At 67.5% G+C, this 21,997-nt stretch carries 21 protein-coding genes, 1 tRNA gene and 1 other RNA gene; 11 read left to right on the plus strand and 12 right to left on the minus strand.

Going from position 1 to position 21,997, the window contains the following annotated elements; genetic code table 11:
- Positions 1–34: 34 nt before the first annotated feature.
- The 4 genes from O5O46_RS11500 (at position 35) to O5O46_RS11515 (ending at position 2,888) form a co-directional block, all read left to right on the plus strand.
- On the plus strand, positions 35–622 hold the full coding sequence (locus O5O46_RS11500) for a hypothetical protein (RefSeq protein ID WP_269855252.1): 588 nt from the start codon (positions 35–37) through the stop codon (positions 620–622).
- A gap of 184 nt (positions 623–806) precedes the next feature.
- A complete protein-coding gene (locus O5O46_RS11505) occupies positions 807–1,919 on the plus strand; it encodes a sensor histidine kinase (protein ID WP_269855253.1) in 1,113 nt (370 codons plus the stop codon).
- The gene (locus O5O46_RS11510) at positions 1,916–2,602 is read left to right on the plus strand and encodes a response regulator (protein WP_269855254.1); all 687 of its coding nucleotides are present in this window, start codon (positions 1,916–1,918) and stop codon (positions 2,600–2,602) included. The genes O5O46_RS11505 and O5O46_RS11510 overlap by 4 nt, the downstream gene beginning before the upstream one ends.
- Positions 2,603–2,657: 55 nt before the next feature.
- On the plus strand, positions 2,658–2,888 hold the full coding sequence (locus tag O5O46_RS11515) for an e9imm peptide (protein WP_269855255.1): 231 nt from the start codon (positions 2,658–2,660) through the stop codon (positions 2,886–2,888).
- A 197-nt stretch (positions 2,889–3,085) separates the two neighbouring features.
- Here the strand turns inward: O5O46_RS11515 and O5O46_RS11520 are convergent, their stop codons facing one another.
- The 5 genes from O5O46_RS11520 to O5O46_RS11540 form a co-directional block, all read right to left on the minus strand.
- Positions 3,086–4,234: a metallophosphoesterase gene (locus O5O46_RS11520; protein ID WP_269855256.1), complete on the minus strand. Its 1,149-nt coding sequence runs from the start codon at positions 4,232–4,234 to the stop codon at positions 3,086–3,088.
- A gap of 325 nt (positions 4,235–4,559) precedes the next feature.
- Complete coding sequence (locus O5O46_RS11525) at positions 4,560–4,763, minus strand: PLDc N-terminal domain-containing protein (protein WP_269855257.1); 204 nt, start codon at positions 4,761–4,763, stop codon at positions 4,560–4,562.
- The gene (locus tag O5O46_RS11530) at positions 4,760–5,101 is read right to left on the minus strand and encodes a hypothetical protein (RefSeq protein WP_269855258.1); all 342 of its coding nucleotides are present in this window, start codon (positions 5,099–5,101) and stop codon (positions 4,760–4,762) included. Before O5O46_RS11530 ends, O5O46_RS11525 begins: the two co-directional genes overlap by 4 nt.
- Before the next feature lie 70 nt (positions 5,102–5,171).
- Positions 5,172–5,801, minus strand: coding sequence for a DUF3887 domain-containing protein (locus tag O5O46_RS11535; protein ID WP_269855259.1), 630 nt, complete (start codon positions 5,799–5,801; stop codon positions 5,172–5,174).
- Positions 5,802–6,663: 862 nt separating this feature from the next.
- On the minus strand, positions 6,664–7,782 hold the full coding sequence (locus O5O46_RS11540; RefSeq protein ID WP_269855260.1) for an FAD-dependent oxidoreductase: 1,119 nt from the start codon (positions 7,780–7,782) through the stop codon (positions 6,664–6,666).
- A 53-nt stretch (positions 7,783–7,835) separates the two neighbouring features.
- Between O5O46_RS11540 and O5O46_RS11545 the strand changes: the two genes are divergently transcribed.
- Positions 7,836–8,528 (plus strand): TetR/AcrR family transcriptional regulator, encoded by a 693-nt coding sequence (locus O5O46_RS11545; protein WP_269855261.1) that lies wholly within the window; start codon positions 7,836–7,838, stop codon positions 8,526–8,528.
- A 363-nt stretch (positions 8,529–8,891) separates the two neighbouring features.
- Here the strand turns inward: O5O46_RS11545 and O5O46_RS11550 are convergent, their stop codons facing one another.
- The 4 genes from O5O46_RS11550 to O5O46_RS11565 all read right to left on the minus strand — a co-directional run bounded on the left by O5O46_RS11550 (position 8,892) and on the right by O5O46_RS11565 (position 12,668).
- Positions 8,892–10,292, minus strand: a complete 1,401-nt coding sequence (locus O5O46_RS11550; RefSeq protein WP_269855262.1) for a protein kinase domain-containing protein — start codon at positions 10,290–10,292, stop codon at positions 8,892–8,894.
- 165 nt (positions 10,293–10,457) lie between these two features.
- On the minus strand, positions 10,458–11,225 hold the full coding sequence (locus O5O46_RS11555; RefSeq protein WP_269855263.1) for an NB-ARC domain-containing protein: 768 nt from the start codon (positions 11,223–11,225) through the stop codon (positions 10,458–10,460).
- A gap of 197 nt (positions 11,226–11,422) precedes the next feature.
- Positions 11,423–11,932: a hypothetical protein gene (locus O5O46_RS11560; RefSeq protein WP_269855264.1), complete on the minus strand. Its 510-nt coding sequence runs from the start codon at positions 11,930–11,932 to the stop codon at positions 11,423–11,425.
- Between the two features lie 352 nt (positions 11,933–12,284).
- A complete protein-coding gene (locus tag O5O46_RS11565; protein ID WP_269855265.1) occupies positions 12,285–12,668 on the minus strand; it encodes a peptide deformylase in 384 nt (127 codons plus the stop codon).
- Between the two features lie 201 nt (positions 12,669–12,869).
- Here O5O46_RS11565 and O5O46_RS11570 point away from each other — a divergent pair, with 201 nt between their 5' ends.
- The gene (locus O5O46_RS11570; RefSeq protein ID WP_443072463.1) at positions 12,870–13,469 is read left to right on the plus strand and encodes a tyrosine-type recombinase/integrase; all 600 of its coding nucleotides are present in this window, start codon (positions 12,870–12,872) and stop codon (positions 13,467–13,469) included.
- Between the two features lie 60 nt (positions 13,470–13,529).
- Here the strand turns inward: O5O46_RS11570 and O5O46_RS11575 are convergent, their stop codons facing one another.
- On the minus strand, positions 13,530–18,311 hold the full coding sequence (locus O5O46_RS11575; RefSeq protein ID WP_269855266.1) for a hypothetical protein: 4,782 nt from the start codon (positions 18,309–18,311) through the stop codon (positions 13,530–13,532).
- A 390-nt stretch (positions 18,312–18,701) separates the two neighbouring features.
- Positions 18,702–18,786: transfer RNA gene (locus tag O5O46_RS11580), tRNA-Ser, on the minus strand.
- Positions 18,787–18,858: 72 nt separating this feature from the next.
- Between O5O46_RS11580 and ffs the strand changes: the two genes are divergently transcribed.
- From ffs to O5O46_RS11595, 3 genes are all read left to right on the plus strand, one after another.
- Positions 18,859–18,955, plus strand: an RNA gene (gene ffs / locus O5O46_RS11585) — signal recognition particle sRNA small type.
- Between the two features lie 99 nt (positions 18,956–19,054).
- Complete coding sequence (locus tag O5O46_RS11590) at positions 19,055–19,351, plus strand: type II toxin-antitoxin system VapB family antitoxin (RefSeq protein ID WP_255927799.1); 297 nt, start codon at positions 19,055–19,057, stop codon at positions 19,349–19,351.
- A 102-nt stretch (positions 19,352–19,453) separates the two neighbouring features.
- Positions 19,454–20,092 carry a LytR C-terminal domain-containing protein gene (locus tag O5O46_RS11595; RefSeq protein ID WP_269855267.1) on the plus strand — a complete coding sequence of 213 codons (639 nt, stop codon included), beginning with the start codon at positions 19,454–19,456 and terminating at the stop codon, positions 20,090–20,092.
- 42 nt (positions 20,093–20,134) lie between these two features.
- Here the strand turns inward: O5O46_RS11595 and upp are convergent, their stop codons facing one another.
- Complete coding sequence (upp, locus tag O5O46_RS11600) at positions 20,135–20,770, minus strand: uracil phosphoribosyltransferase (protein WP_269855268.1); 636 nt, start codon at positions 20,768–20,770, stop codon at positions 20,135–20,137.
- A gap of 194 nt (positions 20,771–20,964) precedes the next feature.
- Here upp and O5O46_RS11605 point away from each other — a divergent pair, with 194 nt between their 5' ends.
- Together O5O46_RS11605 and O5O46_RS11610 are read left to right on the plus strand one after the other, a co-directional pair.
- A complete protein-coding gene (locus tag O5O46_RS11605) occupies positions 20,965–21,225 on the plus strand; it encodes a hypothetical protein (RefSeq protein WP_269855269.1) in 261 nt (86 codons plus the stop codon).
- A 224-nt stretch (positions 21,226–21,449) separates the two neighbouring features.
- Positions 21,450–21,974: a tRNA adenosine deaminase-associated protein gene (locus tag O5O46_RS11610; RefSeq protein WP_269855270.1), complete on the plus strand. Its 525-nt coding sequence runs from the start codon at positions 21,450–21,452 to the stop codon at positions 21,972–21,974.
- Positions 21,975–21,997: the final 23 nt, after the last annotated feature.

Consider the following 21,997-nt stretch of genomic DNA (forward strand, 5'->3'; position numbering starts at 1 on the left):
GGCAGGGCCGGGCGTTGTAGCGAGTGTTGATGCCATGACAGCGAACATCGTGATCCTGCAGCTGGCGATCCTGACCGTGGTGCTCGAGTCCGATCTCGGCCGCCGCAAGATCGGTTGGTTCCGGGTGGTACGGCCGATCGTCGGCGTCACCCTCATCGTGCCGTTCTTCTTCACCTCGCTGCCCACCGGCGGCAACGACCTGCTGCTGCAGGGCGTCGGCGCGCTGACCGGGGCGGCGCTCGGGCTGTTCTCGGTCTGCCCGCTGCTCGTGTCCGTCGACTACCAACCGGATTGGCGACGCCGTTGGCCGCGCACCTCGCCCACCTCAGGCAGCCCCGCCGCGGTCAGCCGCTCGGGGGCCGGTTACGCGGTGGTCTGGATCGCCGTGACCGCCGCTCGGCTCGGCTTCGCCTACGGCGCCCAGCACATCTTTCCGGTGGGGCTCGGCGTGTTCCTGACCACCAACCACCTCAGCGACGCCGGTCTGACGAACGGCTTCATCTTCCTGTCCGTGGCCATGAGTCTGTTCCGCAGCCTGGGGCTGTGGGTGCGAGGACGGGCGCGCCTGGCCCAGGCCGGCCCGGCCGTGGGCGCCGCACCTGCGATGGGCGGTGCACGGTGATCTTCATACCGTTGCTCAGCCTGATCGTCCGCGCTGTTCGCGCGCTGCGGGCGCGCTCGTCAGGCACGGCATCCTGGGATAATCCGGATTGATGAGTATCACCAGCAGGTTCCGCCCGGCTGCGGAGCATCCCGGGATCGGGCTGAGCGGCATGATCCCCGACCCGCGGGCGCGCGCCGCGACCATGCTGGCGGGACTGGGCGTGTCGCTCTGGGTGAACGTCGCCGCACTGCCCGCCGCCCCGGGGATCGTTGCGCCCGTTGCCATGGCTGTCGCCGCGGTGGCCTGGCTGGTCCTGATCGGCGGCACCCGAGGTGCGCACGTGGCCGCCGTCGTCGCGGTGTTGTGCGCGGCCGGGGCGGTGATCGCCGTCACTGACATCAATGGGCTGATCTTCACGGGCGTCGCGGCGAGCACAGCCGCCGTCGCGTTCGATCCGGTCGCCGCCCTCGTACTGTCCATGGCCGGTCCCGTCGCCTACTGCCTCGCAGCGATCGCCCACGGGCCGTTTCCCGGCCGCCTGCTGGGCACCGCCGCGGTGGCCCTTGCCGGACTGGTGGCCGGTGCGAGCCGACGCGAGATCGACCAGCGTGCCCGGCACAGCGCACTGGTCGCCACCGAACGCCGGCGTGCCGAGGTCGCTCGGGCCGAGGCGGAACTCGCCGGTGAACGCATCCGACTCGGCCGCGAGTTGCACGACGTACTCGCCCACACCCTCGGCGCCCTGTCGATCCAGCTCACCGCGATCGACACCCTTGCCCGCAAAAACACGCCGCGGCAGAACCTCATCACACAGATCGAGCTCGGCCACGAGCTGGTCAGCACGGGCCTGGACGAGGCGCGCCAGGCCGTCCGCGCACTGCGCGGCGAGAGTGCACCGCTGGCCGCGCGGCTCGAACGGCTCTGCGAGCTCCATCAGGCAGAGTTCGAAGTGGACGGCAACCAACGGGAGTTCGATGCCGACAGCACGCTCGCGCTCTACCGGCTCTCCCAGGAAGCACTGACCAACGCCGCCAAGCATGCCCCCGGCACGCGCGTGAGCGTACGTGTGGGCTTCGGGCCGCGGGACGTGACCGTGCAAGTAAGCAATACGAGCCCTGACCCGGTCGTGGACACGCCCAGGGCGCTGCGTGCGAGCGGCGGCGGGTTCGGGCTCAAGGGCATGAGGGAACGCGTTGAACAGGCGGGCGGCGAGCTTCAGGCAGGCCCCATGTCCGACGGCGGATGGCGGGTCGCCGCACGCATCCCCTATCGACAGGGGGACCTGGGCGACCGGAGCAACGGGAGTGACCGATGAGCCCCACACCGATCTCCGTGATCATCGCCGACGACCATCGGGTCGTTCGCGAGGGTCTGGCCACCATCCTCGGCGCCGTAGAGGGGGTGCGGGTCGTGGCGTTGGCCGTGGACGGTGCGCAGGCCGTCGATCTCGCCGTTGAACACAGGGCCGACGTGGTCTTGATGGACCTTCACATGCCCGGCGTCGACGGCGTCGAGGCCACCCGCCGACTCAAGACGGAGCGTCCGGCCACGGCCGTCGTGGTGCTCACCACGTATACCGACGACGACTCCATCCTCGCCGCACTCGAAGCCGGTGCCACCGGCTATCTGACCAAGAACGCCTCCGCCGCGGACATCCACCGCGCCATCGAAGCCGCCGCCTCCGGCCATGCCATGCTCGACCCGCTCGCCGCCGCCCGCCTGATCCACGCGGCCCGCCGCGACGACCCTGGCCACGCCGTGAAGGACGCCGCCCTCCCTGACGGCCTCACCGAGCGCGAGGCCCAGGTGCTCGGCCTGATCGCACAGGGCCTGTCCAACGCGGAGATCGCCGCCAGGCTGTACCTGAGCCGCTCCACGGTGAAAAGCCACATCAATCAGATCTTCACCAAGACCGGCAGCCGCGACCGCCCGCAGGCCATCGTGTACGCACACCGCCATGGCATCGGGACTCAGGAGGATCCGGCCCAGCGGAACTAGGACTTGTCCGGCCGCTCACGCCGCTCGCTAAGATCGGGCCGACGGAGGACGCCTGATGCGTGCGGTGGAGTTGAGTCGCGCGGAAGCGGTCGCGCTCGTGCATCGGATTATGGAGGCGGACTACGGCTCCGAGGATGAGGTGAACGACCGGCTGGACAGGCTCGACAGAGCTCTGGTCTGCCCGGCCGGTCACGTCAGCGGCCTGGTTTTCTGGTCGACGGAGCGGCAGTTGTCGGCCGAGGAAGTGGTCGACCAGGCCTTGGCATACCAACCGATTGCCTTGTGACGCCGGTATTCAGCTGCGGAGCGAGATCACGAGGGCTTCGTGAGGGGTTGCCCCAACGCGCTTTCCAACTGTTCGTGTGGGGGTTCGGGGGCGGGCCCGGGGGCGTTCTGGTCTGCGGCGCTGCGCCAGAGAACCAGCCGCTTGGACGCTCGTGAACGGGGCTGAATGCAACCCGAACTGCCACCCTCACGCTCGCGCTACGCGGTTGCCGACATCCCGCCCGACCGCAGCGTGAGCAGCATGATCTCGCTCGGTGCGAAGATCCTGAAGGGCGGCCCCCAGAAGCCGGTGCCACGGCTGGTGTAGAGCTGGGTCCGCTCACCATGTCGGCTCAGGCCGTGCACCACCGGCTGGTCGATCCGGACGAGGAAGTTGAACGGCCAGATCTGGCCGCCGTGGGTGTGCCCGGAGATCTGCAGGTCGACGCCGGCGGCGGCGGCCTGCGGGACGTACTTGGGCTGGTGGGCGACGAGCAAGATCGGCAGGTCTGGGTCCGCCCCGATCAGCGCGTCGGGCAGGTTCGCGCGGTGCCCGGCCTGGCCGGAGGACTCCGCGGTCACGTCGTCCACGCCCGCGAGCACGAGGGCGTCCCCCTTGCGTTCCACCACCACATGGCGGTTGTGGAGCGGTTCCCAGCCCAGTTCCGCCATGCGGTCCAGCCAGCCCTGGGCCTCCCCGGAGTACTCGTGGTTCCCCGTGACGTAGACCTTGGCGAGCCGTGACCGGATTGTCCCGAGCGGCGCGGACTGCTCCCGGCGCTGGACGGGCGTTCCGTCGGCGATGTCGCCGGCGTGGACCACGACGTCCGCGTCGAGCGTGTTGACCACCCCGGCAACCCGCGCCGACCAGGCCGCACGGTCGATCGGCCCGTAGTGGGTGTCGGCCAGCACGACGACACGGGTGCCGTCCAAACCGCGGCCGAGCCGCGGGATGTGGACGTCCAGCCGCCTCACTCGGGGCACGCGCATGGCCTCGTAGTGTCCCCAGGCGAGCAGCCCGGCCGAGACCACAGCGACAGCGACAGCGACGATCCTGGCCCGGTCGACGCCGCCGACATCGAGCCCGATCAGCACGAACTGCACCAAGCCACCCAACACCGACCAGGTGAACAGCACCCAGACCATCCCGAGGGTGGTGTCCGCCACGCGAGCGGCCCGGTCGACCCGCCGTGGCCCGTGGCCCGCGACCATCAGAAAGGGGAAGGAGACCATCCAGGCCGCGAAGACAACCGTGCCGGCCAGGAAGACCGGCAACGGCCAGTCGACGCCGGAGGCGAACAGCGTCCACCAGGGCGGGAGGCACAGCACCACGAGGACGAGGACGACCACGGCCAGCCGCCGACGCATCGATCGCCGAGGCGTCCCGCCCTCGGCCGGACTCTCGCCACTCGGAAACGGCGCCGCCCCGACCTCAAGACGGGCACCGGCTTCCGTCCCCCAATGGTCCGACCGAACGTCCGACTCGATGGATTCGCTCTCTGTCACTGCTCCACCCCTCACGTCCGTCGGCCCACCCTCGCTCCCTATCATCCGGCAGACGCTGGCTGTTGAAATCGTCCGGGTCCGGCCTCGTCAATTGGCCAGGAACCGCCTCGACTTCAGCCTCCATTCGCCCTGAGAGGCCAGGCTGTCGACGCACCTGCACCTTGTTCGTCGATACAACTTGCCACGGTCACCGATCTTCGCTGCAGCCGAATCTGAGGTAGGCGAGCAGGCCGATGATGTTCCCGAAGGCGCAGATGGCCAGCCACACCTGCGGGGGGAACTGCCGTGTGCGCGGGTGTCGCGAAATGTCGATCATGCACAGGATGGCCGGGAGGATCGCGATCAGTGGCACGATCGCGACCCACGCGGTCCCGTTGGCCGACCCGGTCATCTGCCGGTGCCGCGTGCGGTGAGGATGCGCTCGACGGCGCCCGGGTCATCGGGGGTGATCGTGGGACGTACGCGGTGTCCGACGTCGATCACAAGCGCCGAGTCCTTCTTGGGGCGGTGTGGATCGAGGTTCCACCAGTGCACGAAGTCCCCTGAACCCCAGATCCGCCACTTGCGCGCCCTGTTCATACCCGTCAGGGGAAGCCTCTTGACACTCCTGATCGAGGTGTAGCGGATGCGCCTCGCTCCCCAGAGGTAGTAGCGGCGGATGGTCAACCCTTGGTCGTCACAGACGATCTGGCCGTCCTGATAGGCCACTGCTGCGGGTTCGCGGCTCATCTGAACCTCCTGGTACTCAAGGACCCGCCATCTGCAGGTCCGTCTTCCGGCCCGGTCGCGGGGTGAGGTTTCACGGGGTCTCGGGTGAGAGGATGACGATCCCGGCGACCTTCTCGTCGGCGTCGAAGGCGACGCGGGCCTTCATGTCGCCGGCCTCATAGCTCAGCGGGATGTCCACCACCGTGTGGTCACCGATGCGCCGGACGAACGGCTCTCCCTCGCCGAATCCCTCGAACACACCGACGAGACCGGTGACCGTGGCCAGGCCGTCGGCCCGAACCTCGTCGGTGAAGGCTTCCAGCACCTGCGCGTTGAAGGACTGCCTGGCTTCGTCCATGCGCCCTTCGAGGACGGCCGTGACGATCGTGAACGCCCGATCCGCGGCGTCGGCCATGCGGACTGTTTTGTCCATGGGTTCTCCGGTCCGGGGATCGATGGGCTTGCCGAACCGCTGGAACGCGGCCTGGCGGGTGACACCTAGCAGGTCCCCGATCTCCTGCCAGGTGTGACCGGCATCCCTGCACTGCTGCACGCACAGCCTGAGCACCTGCTCAGCCAAGTCGTCCACGCCCCGGGCGCGCTGAACCAGGTCAAGGTAGGCGGGCGACACCAAGGGGCTGTTCAAGGCCCGAGCGAGCGCCGAGGCGTGCTCGGCCAGGCGGGTGCTCAGGTCGGTGAGAGTGCGAGGAGAGTCGGCCACATGTAAAGGATGCCTTTACGCATCACTTCACGTCAAGGGATCCTTTACAAGCAACGCCTTGGTGGCCCAGTCGCGTCCCGCATCGGCCGCTCGCGCGATCCGCAAGTCCTGCCGCTTGCTGCTCAACGAGGCCGGCACGGCGCATCAGTTCGCCCCCTTCGGGTCACTGCGCAGCCACTCACGGCCAACTGAGACCAATGCTGAGACCAGACAACGACGAAGCCCCCGACCGGATCCCGGTCACCCCGGGGCGGAGCGGCTCACGCAAGGGCTCTGGACGGGGCCGGACAGGGCCCCCCGCAACGGGTGACGCCACCCTTGCGAACGAGGAGGGGCAGCCCCACACCGTCCCGTCGAGTCGCCTTACACCGGCCCGGCTCCGTTGCGGTCAGCGCTTCTTGGTCTTCCTCTGCTGCCGCGGCGTCCACTCACGCCGGTGCAACTGTTAGCGGGAGTAGCCGATCATCGCCGGGTTCAGCACGGCTTGCCCGTCTTCGTCTTGGTCGATCCGCACTTGACCGGCTTGCCCATGCGCCCTCCCAGCTCCGTCGGTAGCGTGTCAGGCCCATCATGAACGGGCAGGAGTCCGCCGGGTTCCGTCTCGCATATTGCGGCTGATTCACAGCCATCCGGGACCGGATCCTCGGCACCCCAGCCGACCTGAAGGGCAGTCACAAACTGTTCGATCAACGAGCCTGATTTCAGCGGGCCAACAGCTTCCCCAGCTCCTAGAGATGACCGGCGTCCGGGAGAGGCGCTGCCTGCGGCTCCAGCGAGCCCAGCGCCAACCGTGGAGGGTGCGCCGCACTGTCCTGTGAAGCCGCGGCGAGCTGTTAGTGCTGGTGCTGCCCGCGCTTGGCAGTCAGGATGGCTGGACTTGGTCGAAGTGGACGAGGGCTTCGGCGGGGTCCGGGCTCACGAGGCGTTCCAGACCGGCCGTCGTGATCTTCGCCCACCTGCTGGCCCGTGCCCACATCTGTTCCTCGAAGGCGCGGACGGCCTCGTCCAGATCTCCAGGGCCGGTGGCGATGGACTCGGCGAGTTCGGCGCCTTCCAGCATCGCGAGGTTCGCGCCCGCCCCCAATGGGGGCATCAGATGGGCGGCGTCGCCCAGCAGCGTCACCCCGGGGACGTGGGTCCAGGTGTGGGACACGGGCAGGACGTAGAAGGGGCGGTGGACGAAAGCGGTGCCGTGGCGGAGGAGGTCGAGGACGGGAGCGGCCCAGCCGTCGAACAGAGCCAGCAGGCTCGATCGCACGGCCTCGACGTCGGCCAGGTCCAGGTTCCTGTGCCAGTCCAGCGGCGCGCGGAACTTGGCGTACACCTTGACGTGGCCGCCGCTGTTGCGCTGGGCGACGAGGGAGCGGTTCATGCCGTACACGGCCACGGAACCGTCGCCGATCAACCGGGCGAGGTCAGGGTGGCGGATGTCGACGTCGTCGAGGGAGGTCTCGACCGAGGTGACGCCGGTGTAGTGCGGCGTCACCGACGAGACTGCCGAGCGGATCCGGGACCAGGCGCCGTCCGCACCGACCACGAGGTCGAACGTCTCCTGTCGCCTGTCCGCGAAATGGACCAGTACGCCATCCCGGCCCCCCGGCACCACCTGCGTCACGCCCCGACCCCACTGGACGTCGAGAGGGCCGAGCAGGAGGTCACGGAGCTGCCCGCGGTCGATCTCGGGATTGGCCCGGTCATCTGGACGGGGTCGCCAGTCGCGCAGGACGGTCCCGTCCGTGTCCAGGATGCGCATGGCCTGCCCCTCGGGGCGCGACAGCGCCTGGAACTCCGCCAGCAGCCCCGACTTGTCCAGTGCGAGCTGGCCCAGCCCTGCGTGCAGGTCCAGCGTGCCACCTGGGGGGCGGGCGTCGGGGGCGGGATCGCGTTCGAGGACGGTGACGGGGTGGCCATGGCGGTGCAGGACGCGGGCGAAGGTAAGTCCGGCAGGGCCGCCGCCGACTACGGCAATACGATGTCTCATGGCGATACACTGTATTTCTGGGATACGATGCATCGCAACAGAACGGTGTGACCATGACTGTGTGGGACCGGCCGGAGCCACCGGCTCGACCCGTGCCGCTCGACCGGGAGCGGATCGTCGCCGCCGCCATCGCGCTGGCCGACGAGGGCGGGCTGGAGGCGGTGTCGTTGCGCAAGGTCGCCGGCCGGCTGAACGCCGGCCCGATGCGGCTGTACGGATACATCTCCACCAAGGAGGAGCTGTTCGACCTCATGGTGGACGAGGTCCACGCCGAGATCCTCCCCGAGGAGCAGCCCGGTGACTGGCGGGAGGCGCTGCGCATCATCGCCCACCGCACCAGGCAGACCGTTCTCCGTCACGAATGGCTCGCCGAGCTGCTCGGCGGCCGCCCGACCCTGGGCCCGAACGGTCTCGCCGTGACCGAGGCCAAGCTGGCCGCCCTCGACGGGCTCGCCGACATCGACACCGTCATGCGTGCCGTGGAGACTGTCAGCGCCTACTTCACCGGCGCGATCAGGCGCGAGATCGCGAACCTGCGGGCGGAGCGCGCCACGGGCCTGTCCAAGCGCGACTGGCAGCGGGCCTCCGGCCCGCATGTGACGAGAGTGTTGGCCACCGGCCGCTTCCCGACGCTGGCCAAGGCCGTGTACGACGGCACGGAAGTGGACGCCGAGGCATCCTTCGCGACCGGCCTGGACTGGGTCCTCGACGCCGTGGCCGTCAAGCTCACCCGGCCGCCAACGTGACGCCCAGCTCGTGCGGCACTACGGCCGCATCGCGCGCCGAGCCGTCCTGTGCAGCGCGTAGCCGAGACCCGGGCTCCACACAGGAACCGCGACCACGCAACACGAGGGCCCCGACCGGCAACCGGTCGGGGCCCTCGTCTGCCCTGCTGGGCGAGTGCGGAGGATACGAGATTCGAACTCGTGAGGGGTTGCCCCCAACACGCTTTCCAAATGTTCGTCTGGGGGTTCAGCGACGCTCGGGAGCGCTCTGACCTGCGGTGGAGCGGGTGATGCCAGGGCCACCGGACGTCGCTGGACGGGGGTGAATGAGACCAGAACTGAGACCAGAGGCGGCCGCCTGCGCGGGCCTTGGCGCCCGATGGGTCAGGGGCAGGGGTTGTCGTGTTCGCGGTTGATCACGGCCAGGAACTCGTCAACACTCTGCGGCCGTCGCTCGATTTCGTGCTGAGTTGCTTCCTGGACGATGGTTCGCCACGGCTCCTGCGCAGGCAGGAGTGGAATGTTTGCTTGCGGCCACTCACCGGTGAGGGCCCACGCGGCTACCCGTCCGAGGCTGTAGATGTCCGATGCGGGGACCGCTTCGTGCGGTTTGACGGACAGTTCAGGCGGAGCGAACCCGAGCGTTCCCAGGTACACGCCAGTGCGGCCGATGAAGGTGGTCTGGCCACGAGGCCGCCGGCCGGCGCCCCAGTCAGCCAACGTCCACCGCCCATGCAGCAGGAGAATGTTCGACGGCTTGATGTCGCGATGACGCCATCCGTGCCGGTGAGCCTCAGCCAGCACGGACCCCACCGCTTTGATCATGCTGTGCAGATGCTTCGGGTCCTTCAAGTGAAGGCTCTGCGCCTCTGCGGTCGCATCGGCCCAAGGCATGATGAACCAGTTGTGCTTTGCATCGAAGTCTAGGACCGGCATGGCATGCGGGTGCCCGTTCAACATGCGGGCGATCTTGATCTCGTCGCTCATCCTGGAGGCTGCCTTCTTGCTCGGCGAGAGCCTCCGCTTGAACGCGACATCGATGCCCGAGGACTTGTGGATGGCCCGGAAGACCTCCGCTTGCCCACCCTTCTCAGGGATACGGTCCAGGGAATAGTCCTTCTTCACGCCCCGTGCGGCGTCGATCACCTCACGGTAGCGCTCCAGATACGGCGGGATCTCCTTTAGCGGCCCCACGAGGCTTGCATGTAGTCGACGGCTGAACCGGTCGATGAACCGCTGCACGGTCATCCCTGCTGCGGGCTCCCGGAGTACCCCATCGGCGTAGCAGGTGTAGGCGATCTCGTCGTAGAACTCATCGTTGTGGAACTGCTGCAACGCCTCTTCGAGTCTCGGCTGCACGTAGCTGCTCTCGCTCTGCTCCAGCATGATGAAGAGCCCGAGCTGAGGCTGCAGCCCATCGTGATCGTGAGATCTCCGTACGGAAATGGCCCGCGAGGTCAGCTCGTGGATCCGGTTGGCCAGGTTTTTTGCGGCGGACGATCCGCCCAGCATGGTGAACTCGATGGCTCCGAGCGGCGTTTCGTTCCTGGCGACGACGATGTCCCAGTGGGTCTTCTCCAGGCCGAAGGAACCCGCGAGATGGGCTCCACGGCCCACCTTGATCCAGGAACGATCGATGCCGCGCTCAACAAGCGCATCGACCGTGGCGGTGATGACTGGCGTCAAGTTCTGGCCGATCCGGACGCCGGGCTGGAGGAGGTCGTAGTCCCGGTCGTTGACGCTGACCCAGTAGTTTCGGGCCGCGTCTATCAACGCTTCTGTCATCAGCTTCCCTGTCGAGCGCCTACTGCTCTTGAGGAGACTACCTATGGCCTTGGATGGTGTCCCGCCGAGTGGTGTAGCCGATCAAGTCTGGGAACTTCACGAGTGCTCTGCTGTCGGGAGATCAAGTGGGGTGTTCTCAGCAAAACCTGCAGCCCTGACGTGGCGTCAGTCCGGCTGGGGTCTGCGGAGGATCACCGTGCGTGCGGCCTGCTCGATCCCGAGAGGCAGGTGGCCGAGCTTGGCGCACAGGTCGGCGGCACCATCCAGGTCCCGGGAGCCGGAGGCGGTGGTGCTCTGGGTGAGCAGATCGAGGGATTCGGCTAGTTCGAGGGTGTCGAGGCGGACCAGCGTGGTGGCGTCGCTCCAGGCGGTGGCGAGCCGGCTGGTGATCAGGAAGCGGCCGCCGGGGGCGCGGGCGAGCAGGTGGGCGATGCCGGCGGGGTCGTTGACGTTGTCCAGAATGAGAAGCCAGTCGGTGTGGCTGGCCAGCCATTGCAGGCCCCACTTCGCGAGCTGCTCGGCTTGCAGTGCCGTAGCCAGGGCGGGCTGTAGGTCGGTGGCGACGTCGGCCAAGCCCTGCTGGATGCTGACGGGGCTGTCGGCGGTGATCCATCGGATCGGCACGTAGCCGCGGGTTCCGCGAGTGGCGGCCCAGTGGGCGGCTAGGGTGCTCTTGCCGATGCCGCCCAGCCCGTGCACCGCCTGGACCAGAGCCGTGCCGGGAGCGCTCAGAGCGGCATCGAGGCGGTCGAGTTGGTGGCCACGTCCGACAAAGTGACCCGGCCGGTACGGCAGATTGTCCAGGCCAGCGGGGGCATCCACCTCGGCGGGGGACCGCAGCGCCTCAGGCGGGAGGTTCACCGTGTGGGAGGTGTAGATGCCCGTGTTGGCGATCCCACCGTCGGTGGCGGTCGCGTTCCCGCTCCGAATCACCTCCTGCCGGGTGCCCCCGGGACCGGGGGCCTCGGGCGGCCGGGTGTCGCCAGCCGCCCGAGGTGCTTCACCGCTGCTGCCAACGGCAGCTGGCTCGGAAGCGCGAGCGCCCTCGCGAGAGTCGCCCTTGCTCCACGGCCATCTGACCATGCCCTGCCCCTGGGTTCCCTCGGATCAGTTATGGCGGTGTGGGGCGGTCATTCGTTCACGATGCCGCTGATGGCGCTGGAGCCCGCCCCAGTGGCCTCCGCGTCCCCAGTGTTCACCGCCCTCGCAGGGCCCGGGTGGTCGCCGCCCGTGCGCTGGATGCCGGTGAGGGCACGGCTGCCGTTGCGGGCGACGGCCTTGCCCGTGGCGATGGCAGTATCACCAGCCGAGGCGGCGACGAACGACTGCAGCTCGCGCAGTTGCTGGGCCGCGTGCTCCCGCTCTGCGGAGTCGAGACTCTCCAGCAGGGTCTCGAACCGCCCCTGCCACACGCCTTCCTGCCGCAGCCGTTCCGCGGTGATGTCGGCCGAAGCGCCGGGGACCAGGATCCGGGCGGTGTGGTCCAGGCGTTCAAGCTCGGCCTGTTCCCGCGCGGCGTCGCCGCGGCCGAAGATCTCCGCGACGCGCCGCCGCAGCCCGTTCCATGCATCGGTACCCGCAGCCTTGACCACCGCGCCACCACCCGCCAACGCCAACGCTTCCAGTGCCTCGACCAGCATGCCCTCACCCCTCCGTACCTGCGGATCGGCCGCCCGCCGCCGCTCCGACACCGGGAATCACACACCATCCACCCCGCAACACGTCCAGCAACCGTAAGGAGTTCCCGCCCAGGCTGCTTCCGTGAACGGCCCGCCCCGATCCTTGAGGTGGCGTCAGCGACCAGACCGGTCTGGTCGGGGGTCGCGCCGCGGCCGATAGCCGACCGGGTTGAGCTTGGCGAGAACGCGTACCGCGCTGGCATTGAAGATCGGCACCAAGAGCGGCCGAGACAGAACAAGAGGCCGGAGTGCAACGCGCCGGCCTGCCGGCGGCTCAAGTGGTGACGGGCCTTCTGCCGGCGACAGTAGCTGGCTACGGCTCGTATGCCCATGCACGGCCTGTCTGGCGATACTCCTCGACGGGGATAGGGGTGATGCCGACCTGCATGCGGGCGGTGTAGAGCAGGCCGTCGAGGTGGTCGATCTCGTGATTGATCAGACGGGCGAGTCCGCGTTCGTAGGTGGTGGTCGCCAGCTGACCGTCCAGGGTGGTGGTCTCCCCAGTGATCTGCAGTGGTCGGGGGGCCAAGCCGCGGACGTCGAAGAAGGACAAGCAGCCTTCGAACTGCTCGTCCGTCTCTTCTGAGCGGTCGGTGATACGGGGGTTGAGCAGGATTATCGCTGGGGTGTCCGGCTCGGCCGGCCGGACGATCGCGGCGGCCCGGTCGATCCCGATTTGGGGGGCCGCGATGCCCATGCCCTTGGCGAAGCTCTGCGGCTTCGCGCTCGGCTGGCAGGTCGAAGGGACGGGCGGGCTCGGCGAGGATGGGGGCGCCCTCCTGGACGACGCCGAGGTCACGCATCTACTCACTGGGCCGCACCTGGATCACCTGAACTTCCTTTGGGTGGTGTCGCGTTCGGGTCGGACCCGGAACCGCCATTCCAGACGGTACCGGGCGTGGAGGGCTGGTGTGGAGGTGCTCCAGGAGAAGACGCGCATGCCGTCCTCGTCGCGCCGGATCGGTGCAGTCCGCAACACGGCTGCGGCGACCGCTGCGGGCGCAAGCCCGGCTTCTGCCCGCAGAAGGAGCCGGTCCGGCGCGAGACCAAGGACACCAAGTCCCGAGCCGGGCGACGCGCGGTGCCGCTGCCCGAGCAGCTCGTCGTGATCCTCCGCCAGCACAAGGAGGAACAGGACCGCGAGCGGGCCCTCGCTCGCGACCTTTGGACGGACAAGGGCTACGTCTTCACCTCGGAGACCGGCGCGCCGCTCAACCCCAGCACCGACTACCACCACTGGAAGCGGCTCCTACACGAGGCCAGCATCCGCGACGGCCGCCTCCACGACACCCGCCACACCGCCTCGGCCGTGCTCCTCCTGCTCGGCGTGCCGGAGCGGATCGTCATGGCGATCACGGGCTGGTCCTCGACCGCGATGGCCCAGCGCTACCAGCACATCACTGAGCCGATGCTGAACGACGTCGGCAAGAAGATCGACGGTTTGCTTTGGGGGACGGCGACGGGCGAGTTCGAGATGACCGTCGGCGTCGTGAAGTAATCGCCACAGCATGAACGTTGGGGCAGTCCAGCACGCAGGCTGTCCCAACGTCCGGACGGATCAGTCGAACATTTCGTCGAGCTGCTCCGCGGCTGAGAGAGCTTGGTCCCAGCCCAGGCGAACGAAGCACTCAAGGAGCGTGCGGAGCGCAGTGGTGCAATTCTCATTGCTGCTCACGATGTCGCGGTGGTCCACGGCGATGCGGCGAATGAATGTCACGGTCGTTTCGACGGCCATCGGCTCCCGCCAGTACGCTGGGTCATTTGAAACCGCGCGGGCAGCAACTTCGAGCGCGCGTTCAGGGTCCGTCTCGGCGATGTGGGCAATTACTTGAACGATGTGATGCGTCACCCGGGGAGTTGACGCGTCTGCCAGTTGATCTAGCAGCGGAAACACACGAAGGGCGAAGCCTCGTGTGTCACCGCGCTGACTATTCGACTGAATTCCTGGCTTCGCATCGAATGCGCCGCTTGCAAAATACAGGTTCTGGGAAACGCTGACCGCGACGGCGGCCGCGTTTACGCGCAGACGATCGTCGTTGCTGGGAGGCTCACCCAAACTACTGCGGATCCCTTCCACAACACGACTAGTGAAGGCGTATGCGCGGTCTTGGATCGGGCCCACAGGGTGCGGAGGGTTGAGGGCGTCGCGCAGCCAGCAGATGACTGCCTGGACGCGTTCGGGGTGTTCTGCTGGGGTGGCGGCCCACTTATTCAGGACGTTGGTGGCATACGGCGCTTCGTGTACGAGGGCCAGGTGAGCAAGGAGGTTGACGGCAACGCTTCCTTCTTCGGACGGCCCCAGCTTTCGGTCTCCGGCCGGCGAGTTGGTAAGGACTGTCCAGCGTGCGTCGGGCTCCAGTGACTGAAGGACCTGATCAACGCGTTCCGGCGTGGATGGTGCTACGTTGCCGAGGTGAACTAGGAGGCATGCCGCGATGTGTGGATCGGCTTCTTGACTTAGGAGTTCACCGACTTTGTCGATGAGATCATCATTTTCGGTGACTAGTGCGGGCAGGGCTTCTGTGACGAGAAACCGGTAGACCGGGTCTGTGCTGCCCAAAAGTGGTGTGAGAGACGAGCGTACCTGCGAGTGTGCTTGGCGCCAGTCGTCGCGCTTGGCGAGATACACCAGTCCTTCGACGGCAAGCGTCTCTGATGTCTGTCCCCAGCCGGGAGTTACTCCCTTCCGCCAGTTTTGCGAGGACGGGTGCGTGTTCGTCGGGGGCGGACAAGCGCCCTTGAGGAAATTCAGTACGCGCAATCCGTGGTCCGTGCTGGGCAGTATGTCGGGGTGCGTTGAGAGTCGTTCGGCAACCTCGACGTTGAGTTCACGAAGCTGTGAAGCCGTCAGGCTTACATTCTCTGGCGCCGATGGGAGTTGGTCCCATAGGGAGGCCAGGCGGTCAAGGCATTCCATCTGCGTGGCTGCGTCAGCGGCTGTTGCTCGGCTGGTCTGGGCCACTTCCCGAATCGTGCTGACAATGCTGTTCTCGGCAGTGGGTGGTGTCGTCGACCACACTGCCCGGGCTAGTGACGGGTCCTGGTCAGCCAGCTTTGGGAGCGGCGCCCCGGGCTCCACGTCATGTTCCGCCATGAGCGTCAGCGCCTTGGAGCTGAGTCTTTGGACGTCCAGGGCGGACAGAATGGTGCAGGCACGCTGAATCATGGCCGCACGGCGCTGCTGGTCATGGGTGGCAGCCGAAGTCGTCATGGCCAAGACGGCCAACTCGACCTGCTGGTGCTGCTCAGTGGTCAGGGCTGGTGCGATGCGCGCAGCCAGATGGGTTGTCGCATCAGAGGTTGTGGGGTGGGAGTAGAGGGGCGGGCAATACAGCACAGGTTCCAGCGCCTCGTCCAAACTGGTCGCCCCCGATGCGGCGGCCAGTGTCAGTAGGCGTAGCCAGACACGGTCGTTGACCAGTTCGGCGATCAGTCGGCCGACAATATGCCGCAATTGACCTGAAGTATCAGCGGCTTCGCCGGGACGAGCGAGATTCTGCAACCCATCGAAGAACGCGTCGATCATCGGACCCAGGACGCTGTGGCCTCCCGAGAATTCGAGGACATCGGCGTGCCGTAGTTTCGGGTCCTCAAGGACTTGTTCCTCGTCGGCCCAGCGGAACAGCCGTGGCAGGCCAGCGACCCGGAACAGGATATCGGTGGCGGCCTCCGGCGCCGCCTGCATCACAGCTGCGAAGCGCTCGCCCACCATGTAGCGCAAGCTCTCTAGATCCTGACTGCGGGTACTGGAAAGCCCGAGGAGCGCGCTTCGGAGCAGAGGCGTTGGTGTGTCGTTCGCTTCCTCATACTCCCAAACGGAGCCGGCCAAGGCTACGGCGAGTTGAGGCTCGTGCTGGCTGATCTCTGGGAGCTTGTTGATGAGCGGCCAAGCATGCGCGGTTCCCCACGCCTTGAGAAGCGCGGGTTCGGCCAGCGCTTCTACGGTGGCGGAGACGCTCTGTGGATCAGCGGCGGCTGCGATCGCGGTCAGGCGTGCCGCTGTCTCGCCGGCCTGTTGTCGTCCGGGATCCTGCAGGTCGCGCAATGCCACCTTCAGGCAGTTAGCGGCGGTCTCGCTCACACTGGTTGGGACTCTGCTCACGTCGGGCGGAAAGGCGGTAGCCGTCTTGTACACGAGCTGTGCTGCCAGGCTGGCGAGATCGACGTCATCTGTGATGACCGCGGAAGCTGCGAGGCGGCGGGCAGCATCATCGACACACGAGCGGACGTCAACAGAAAAATGCGCTGCTGCCGCGGCCGCAAGAAGGAAGGCGACGTAGCGGGCTTCCCGCTCGCCCCAGATGCCAGAGGGGCCTCTCGTTTCCCCGATCGCTGCACTAACGAGGTCATCCAGTTCGGCCGGCGTGGCGAGCTCACGCACTGCGGTTTGGACTGCCGTGTTTGCGGCCAACGGGTGACCAGCTGAGAAGGAAGCCAACTCAAGTGTCATGTACCAGAATCGACGGCGCGAAGCGTCCTGGTCCCACTCGAGAGCAAAGCGGTATTCAAGGCTGGGTCGGACCGCTAGGACGAGGTTTGGTGACGCGCTAAGAGTCTTGGTCAGGCTTCCTGCCTCGCGCACATCGCCCAGCGCAAGCTGCGCGATGGCGTAGTCGCGCAACACAGGATGCGCGAACGCCGTGGCGGGAAGGAGATCGCCAGGACGCCCGCTCTGTAGAAGCACGCCCTCTTGGAGGAGCTCCATGTGCGCTGCCTCGGTGACTTCGGGGACTTCGAGGACACCAACTGCCTGCTTCCCAGACCTGAGCATGCGTTCGGCCAGGGCTTTGAGCGCCCGCCACCGGTCAAGCGAGCCCGGCAGGGGGCCAACTCGCTTGTCCCAGTAGCGCTTCAGCAACCCGGCGCGGCTGCGGATGCTGGTCAACGCCGAATCCCCATCGGCGAGCAGTTGCCCGGCGAGATCGAGATTGAACGGATTGGACAGCAGTGCGCGAAGGCGCTCGTCGGCCTCGCGTAGCAGGCTGGTTAGTGCCGGGCTGGCGGCAGTCACCTGCGCCAGCTCAGCCTGATCGAAGTTTGCGACCGCCAGGTGCCGGACGTTTCCAAGGCCAGCTGCAGCGTGGAGGGGCGACACAGGAGTTCCGGGAAACATCTGTTGCCAGCGAGGGCCATGCGCGAGATCGAATGAGCGGATGGTGGCCACGATCTGCCAGCGGCTTCCGGTCAGATCATCAGCAAGTTGCGGCAGCCAGGCGGGGAAGTCGCCAGCGCGGAACCTGGGCTGGTCCAACCCATCGATCAGGAGCAGGGCGGGGCGCTCGCCAGTCCAGCCGCACAGGACCTCGGACAAGTCATGGCTGAGGTTCAGTTCGGTCCGCGTCTGGCCTCGATCAGCTTTGAGCGCGTCGGAGTCGAGCACGACCAGATCATGGGAGGTTGCCGCAACCCGGGCCAATGTGTGCAGCACCACGCTCTTGCCTGCTCCGGGCTCGCCGGTGACGGCGACGTGGCCTTCCGCTCCGAGTAGTAGATCTTGGACCCTGCGATCAAGGTACAAAGGCCCCTCGGGAGCGCTAATCGCCAGCCGGCGGCGGCCCAACATTTTCAGGGTTGCTGCAGTGCGGTCGCGCAGACGCTTGATGTCGTCGCGCAGTCGGACGACGGGGCGCAGTACGATCTTGTGGGGCGCTGCCTCGAGTCGCCGGATCAAGGAGCCGCGGTCCAAGTAGGCGCGTTCCTCCGCGAGGCGCTGGCTCTCGATAAGCAGGGCCTTCCACACGTCGGCAGCCCGGCCGCGGTCCCCAGCTAGCTCTGTGAGCATGATCAGTGCTGTCTCGAGATCTGGTCCGCCGTCGACCAGGTTCAGCGTGCGAATGCACGCAAGTTTGAGTAGCCCACGCAGGTCCGCATCGGCCATCGGCCTGCCGCACTCGGCTCGCCAGTGTCGGCCCAGGTGGTCCTTAAGGACTTTGAACGCACTTTCCTCAGGCGCGTTGACCGGTGCATCACTGAGCGGAACCTGTACTGGAAGGTCGCGAACGCGGGTGACCAGCGAAGAGAGCGCTGAAGTGATCGTCGCGGGTGCGCCTTCGTCAGTCGCGATGATTACTAGGTCACGGCCGGAGTCGACAGTTCTGACAGCTTCCGTGTCCGGCCAGTCAGGAACACCGATGAGCACTGCCTGCACAAGCTGGCCCAGCGCCTTACTCAAGGGCCCGTCCGGAGTGGTGCCGAGCTTCAAGCCCTTCTTGGCCTGAACGGTGACCCAACCCGAGTCCGTGATGATTGCTAGGTCATCGACTGGTCGGTTGGTCTGGCCTCCTACGGCCAGCACAAGGCCACCGGATGCCCATGCCGGCAGGGGAGTTTCGGTCAACATGTGTGCTGCGGCCCATGCCAGGAAGCGGCCCTCGTGCCCGACTCCTCCGGCTGTTCCAGCCCCTCCCGCTGACCCCCGGTTCCTGGTCACTCGGCGCCGACCCTCCTGAGCACTGGTCGTGTGCAAGGCGCGCCGCCCTGATGTACCGATCAACGGCGCTTCGATGAGCGCAGCCTACGGCGGTGCTGGCTCCGCCGACAGGTCCCGCCGACACACGAGATTCGTGCGTTCGGCGCTCCTGTACTGGGGCTTTGGCAGCGCGCCGGCTTCCGGGCGACAACGGGGCTTCTGTCCCAGGGACCGCAACTGAGACCAAGACTGAGACCACGGCACGACGAAGGACCCGACCGCCGAGCGGTCGGGTCCTTCGTCTGCCCTGCTGGGCGAGTGCGGAGGATACGAGATTCGAACTCGTGAGGGGTTGCCCCCAACACGCTTTCCAAGCGTGCGCCCTAGGCCTCTAGGCGAATCCTCCGCGGGAAACATTACAAGACTCCGGGGGGTGGTTGCGAACTCGATCCCCAGTGGGCCGATCGGGTACCCTGGGCGCAGCCCCTCACGTGGCGCTATCTCGCTGAACCCCCCCAGGGCCGGAAGGCAGCAAGGGTAGGTGGGCTCTGGCGGGTGCGTGAGGGGTCTTCTGCTGTTCGGAGCCGCTCCGCCCACGAACCCGCTTCCCCGTACAGGCTCGCACCGCTGCGGCGAGGCTGCGCCCGCACAGCCTTGGCCGGTAGGCTTTCCGTGTGATCTTCAAGCGCATCGGAAGCACTCGGCCGTATCCCGACCACGGCCGCACGAGCACCCGCGAGTGGGCGGACGTCGCGCCGCGCCCGGTACGCCTCGACCAGTTGGTCACCACGAAGGGCCAGCTCGACCTGGAGACCCTCCTGGCCGAGGACTCCACGTTCTACGGGGATCTCTTCGCCCATGTCGTGAAGTGGCAGGGCGACCTCTATCTGGAGGACGGTCTGCACCGGGCCGTGCGGGCGGCGCTCCAGCAGCGCCAGGTGCTGCACGCGCGCGTCCTTGAGATGGACTGATCGGCCTTCCCCCAAGGGGTAATTGATCCTTTCGGGTTGACGGCGGCGCCGATCGTTGATCATTTAGTAGGCCTCGGCGGGTTCCCGCACTACGCTGCGGCTATGAGCATGCTCACACCCCCAGGCATGGGCGGGAAGTACCGGATCACCGGGAACCAGTACCCGCGCATGCGGCGCCCCCGCAACAATCGCCGGATCGTGCTGTCCGCCGTCGTCGCCGTTGCCGTGGTCGGGCTGATCAGCTGGGGGACGGTGCAGCTCATCCATGTCTTCGGCGGGAAGTTCGGGCGCTCGCACAGCACCGTGAGCGCCGCGCACTGCTCGGGCGGCGGCAGGGGCGGCACCCTGGCCAGCGTGCCGAAACCCGGTGCCATCACCGTCAACGTGTACAACGCCACGCAGCGCGGCGGGCTCGCCAAGACCACCGCCGACGAGCTGAAGAAGCGCGGCTTCGCGGTCGGAAAGGTCGGCAACGCCCCGGCGGCCTACGACAAGAAGGTCAAGGGCGCCGCCATACTGCTCGGCGGGCCCAGGGCGCAGGGTGCGCTCAAGGTGCTGGGCACACAGCTCGCGGCGGCCGAGGTGAAGACGGATCCGGCGCGGAACGGCGCCTCCGATGTGGATCTGATCATCGGTGACGGGTTCGGTGCGCTGGATCCGCAGAACAGCGCGGCTCACGCGCTGGCCCAGCTGTCCTCGCAGGGAGCGCCCAAGCCGTCGGCCTCCGCCAAGGGCTGCTGAGCGGCTGCCGGAACCTTCCGGCAGCCGCACCAGGCCGGAGGGCTAGCCCGCCGTGCCGTACATCCGGTCGCCCGCGTCACCCAGGCCCGGAACGATGTAGCCGTGCTCGTTGAGCCGCTCGTCGATCGAGGCGGTGACCACGGTGACCGGCCGACCGGCCAGTTCGCGCTCCATGACCTCCACGCCCTCCGGCGCGGCCAGCAGGCACAGGGCGGTCACGTCGTCCGCGCCCCGCTCGATGAGCGTGTTGATCGCGGCGACCAGCGTGCCGCCGGTGGCGAGCATCGGGTCGAGCACGTAGACCTGGCGGCCGGACAGGTCGTCCGGCATCCGCGTGGCGTACGTGGACGCCTTGAGCGTGTCCTCGTCACGGACCATGCCGAGGAAGCCGACCTCGGCGGTCGGCAGCAGCCGAACCATGCCGTCGAGCATGCCGAGCCCGGCGCGCAGGATCGGTACGACCAGCGGACGCGGACGTGCCAGCCGAACGCCCGTGGTGGGGCAGACCGGCGTGGCGATGTCGACGGATTCGGTGCGCACGTCACGCGTCGCCTCGTACGCGAGCAGGGTGACCAGCTCGTCGGCGAGCCTTCGGAAGGTGGGCGAGTCGGTGCGCTGATCGCGCAGCGTGGTGAGTTTGTGCGCCACCAGCGGGTGGTCGACGACGTGGATCCGCATGCCCTCGACATTAACCGAGGTTCCGGGGTGGGCCGTGCCACCTAGGCGGTCACGGAAGCCGGCGCAAGGGCCGCATCCGGGCATCGCGAGGGCCGGTGCCGACGCCCCCGCCACCGCTTGACGGGCATCAAACCCGATGCTGCGGGAAAGTGTGACGGTACGGCCGTACATGACCGTACGTAGAGGTGGTGGCCATGACCGAACGGCAAGGAAGGCGCGACGAACAGCGGGCGCCGGTCGATCCCGGCGCCGAACGCTTCCCGGCCGATCCGGCCGCGCCCGCCCCGCCGCAGGAGAACGGAACCCGGGACACCACCGAGGAGCGCAGGCGGCGCCGCGCCCTGTTCCTGCGCGAGCTGCACGAGGCCAAGGAGCTACGGGACCGGGTACAGCCCAGAAGGGCCCGCGCGGCCCGAGCCCGCGAGCAGATGCGGATGCGGACATTCCGCTGGTGAGTGTGATCACATCCCACCCGATGAGCCGGGGTGTCCGGCGGTAACACCGCCATCCAGCCACCCGAGCGCCCTAAAAAGCCCGAAAAAACGTGCACGGCCTGGCACGACGCAGTGCGGAAGACCCTTCCCAACGCTTAGGTTTCTGCCACGATGCCGAGTGGGCGGGACTGAACTGCCGACGTCTCGTCCGTCCCGGCACACCTAGGACCAGTGGGAGAGTCACGGTGTACTTCGCCGCACTGCTCGCGCGCACCGAGGACGGGTGGGAAGCGAGCGATACGGAGCTTGACGATGTGGAAGCCCTCGCCGATCTAGCGGACCTCGCCCGCGAGGCCGCGATCGACGAGGACACAGTGCTCGTCTTTATCGAGCAGGAAGACGCGTGGTTCGGCATCGTCCGGGTGGACGGCGAGGACGACCCGCGGATCTTCGTATCGGACGCGTCCGCCGCGTCCCGCAGTTCGTACGGGGCCATGCTCACGGACGAGCTGCTGGGGCGCGACGCGGACGAGGTGGATGAGCTCGACGCCCTCGACCTGGACGGCACCGAGGACGGCGAGGACGAGGAGACGGAGGACGAGGAGGCCGCCGACGAGACCAATCCGGTCCCGGCCGGCCCGCTGGGCGACACCAAGCTGCTGTCCGACCTCGGCGTCAGCGAGAAGGAGTTGTTGGCCCTCAGTGATGACGCGCTCGGCGAGATCGCCGACGCGCTCGGGTGCTCCGAGGTGCTGGAGGCCGTCCGCTGAGCACCGAACCACCGGCACGGCCC

It is taken from the genome of Streptomyces sp. RPT161 (genome assembly GCF_027533845.1).
Taxonomy (GTDB): domain Bacteria; phylum Actinomycetota; class Actinomycetes; order Streptomycetales; family Streptomycetaceae; genus Streptantibioticus_A; species Streptantibioticus_A silvisoli_A.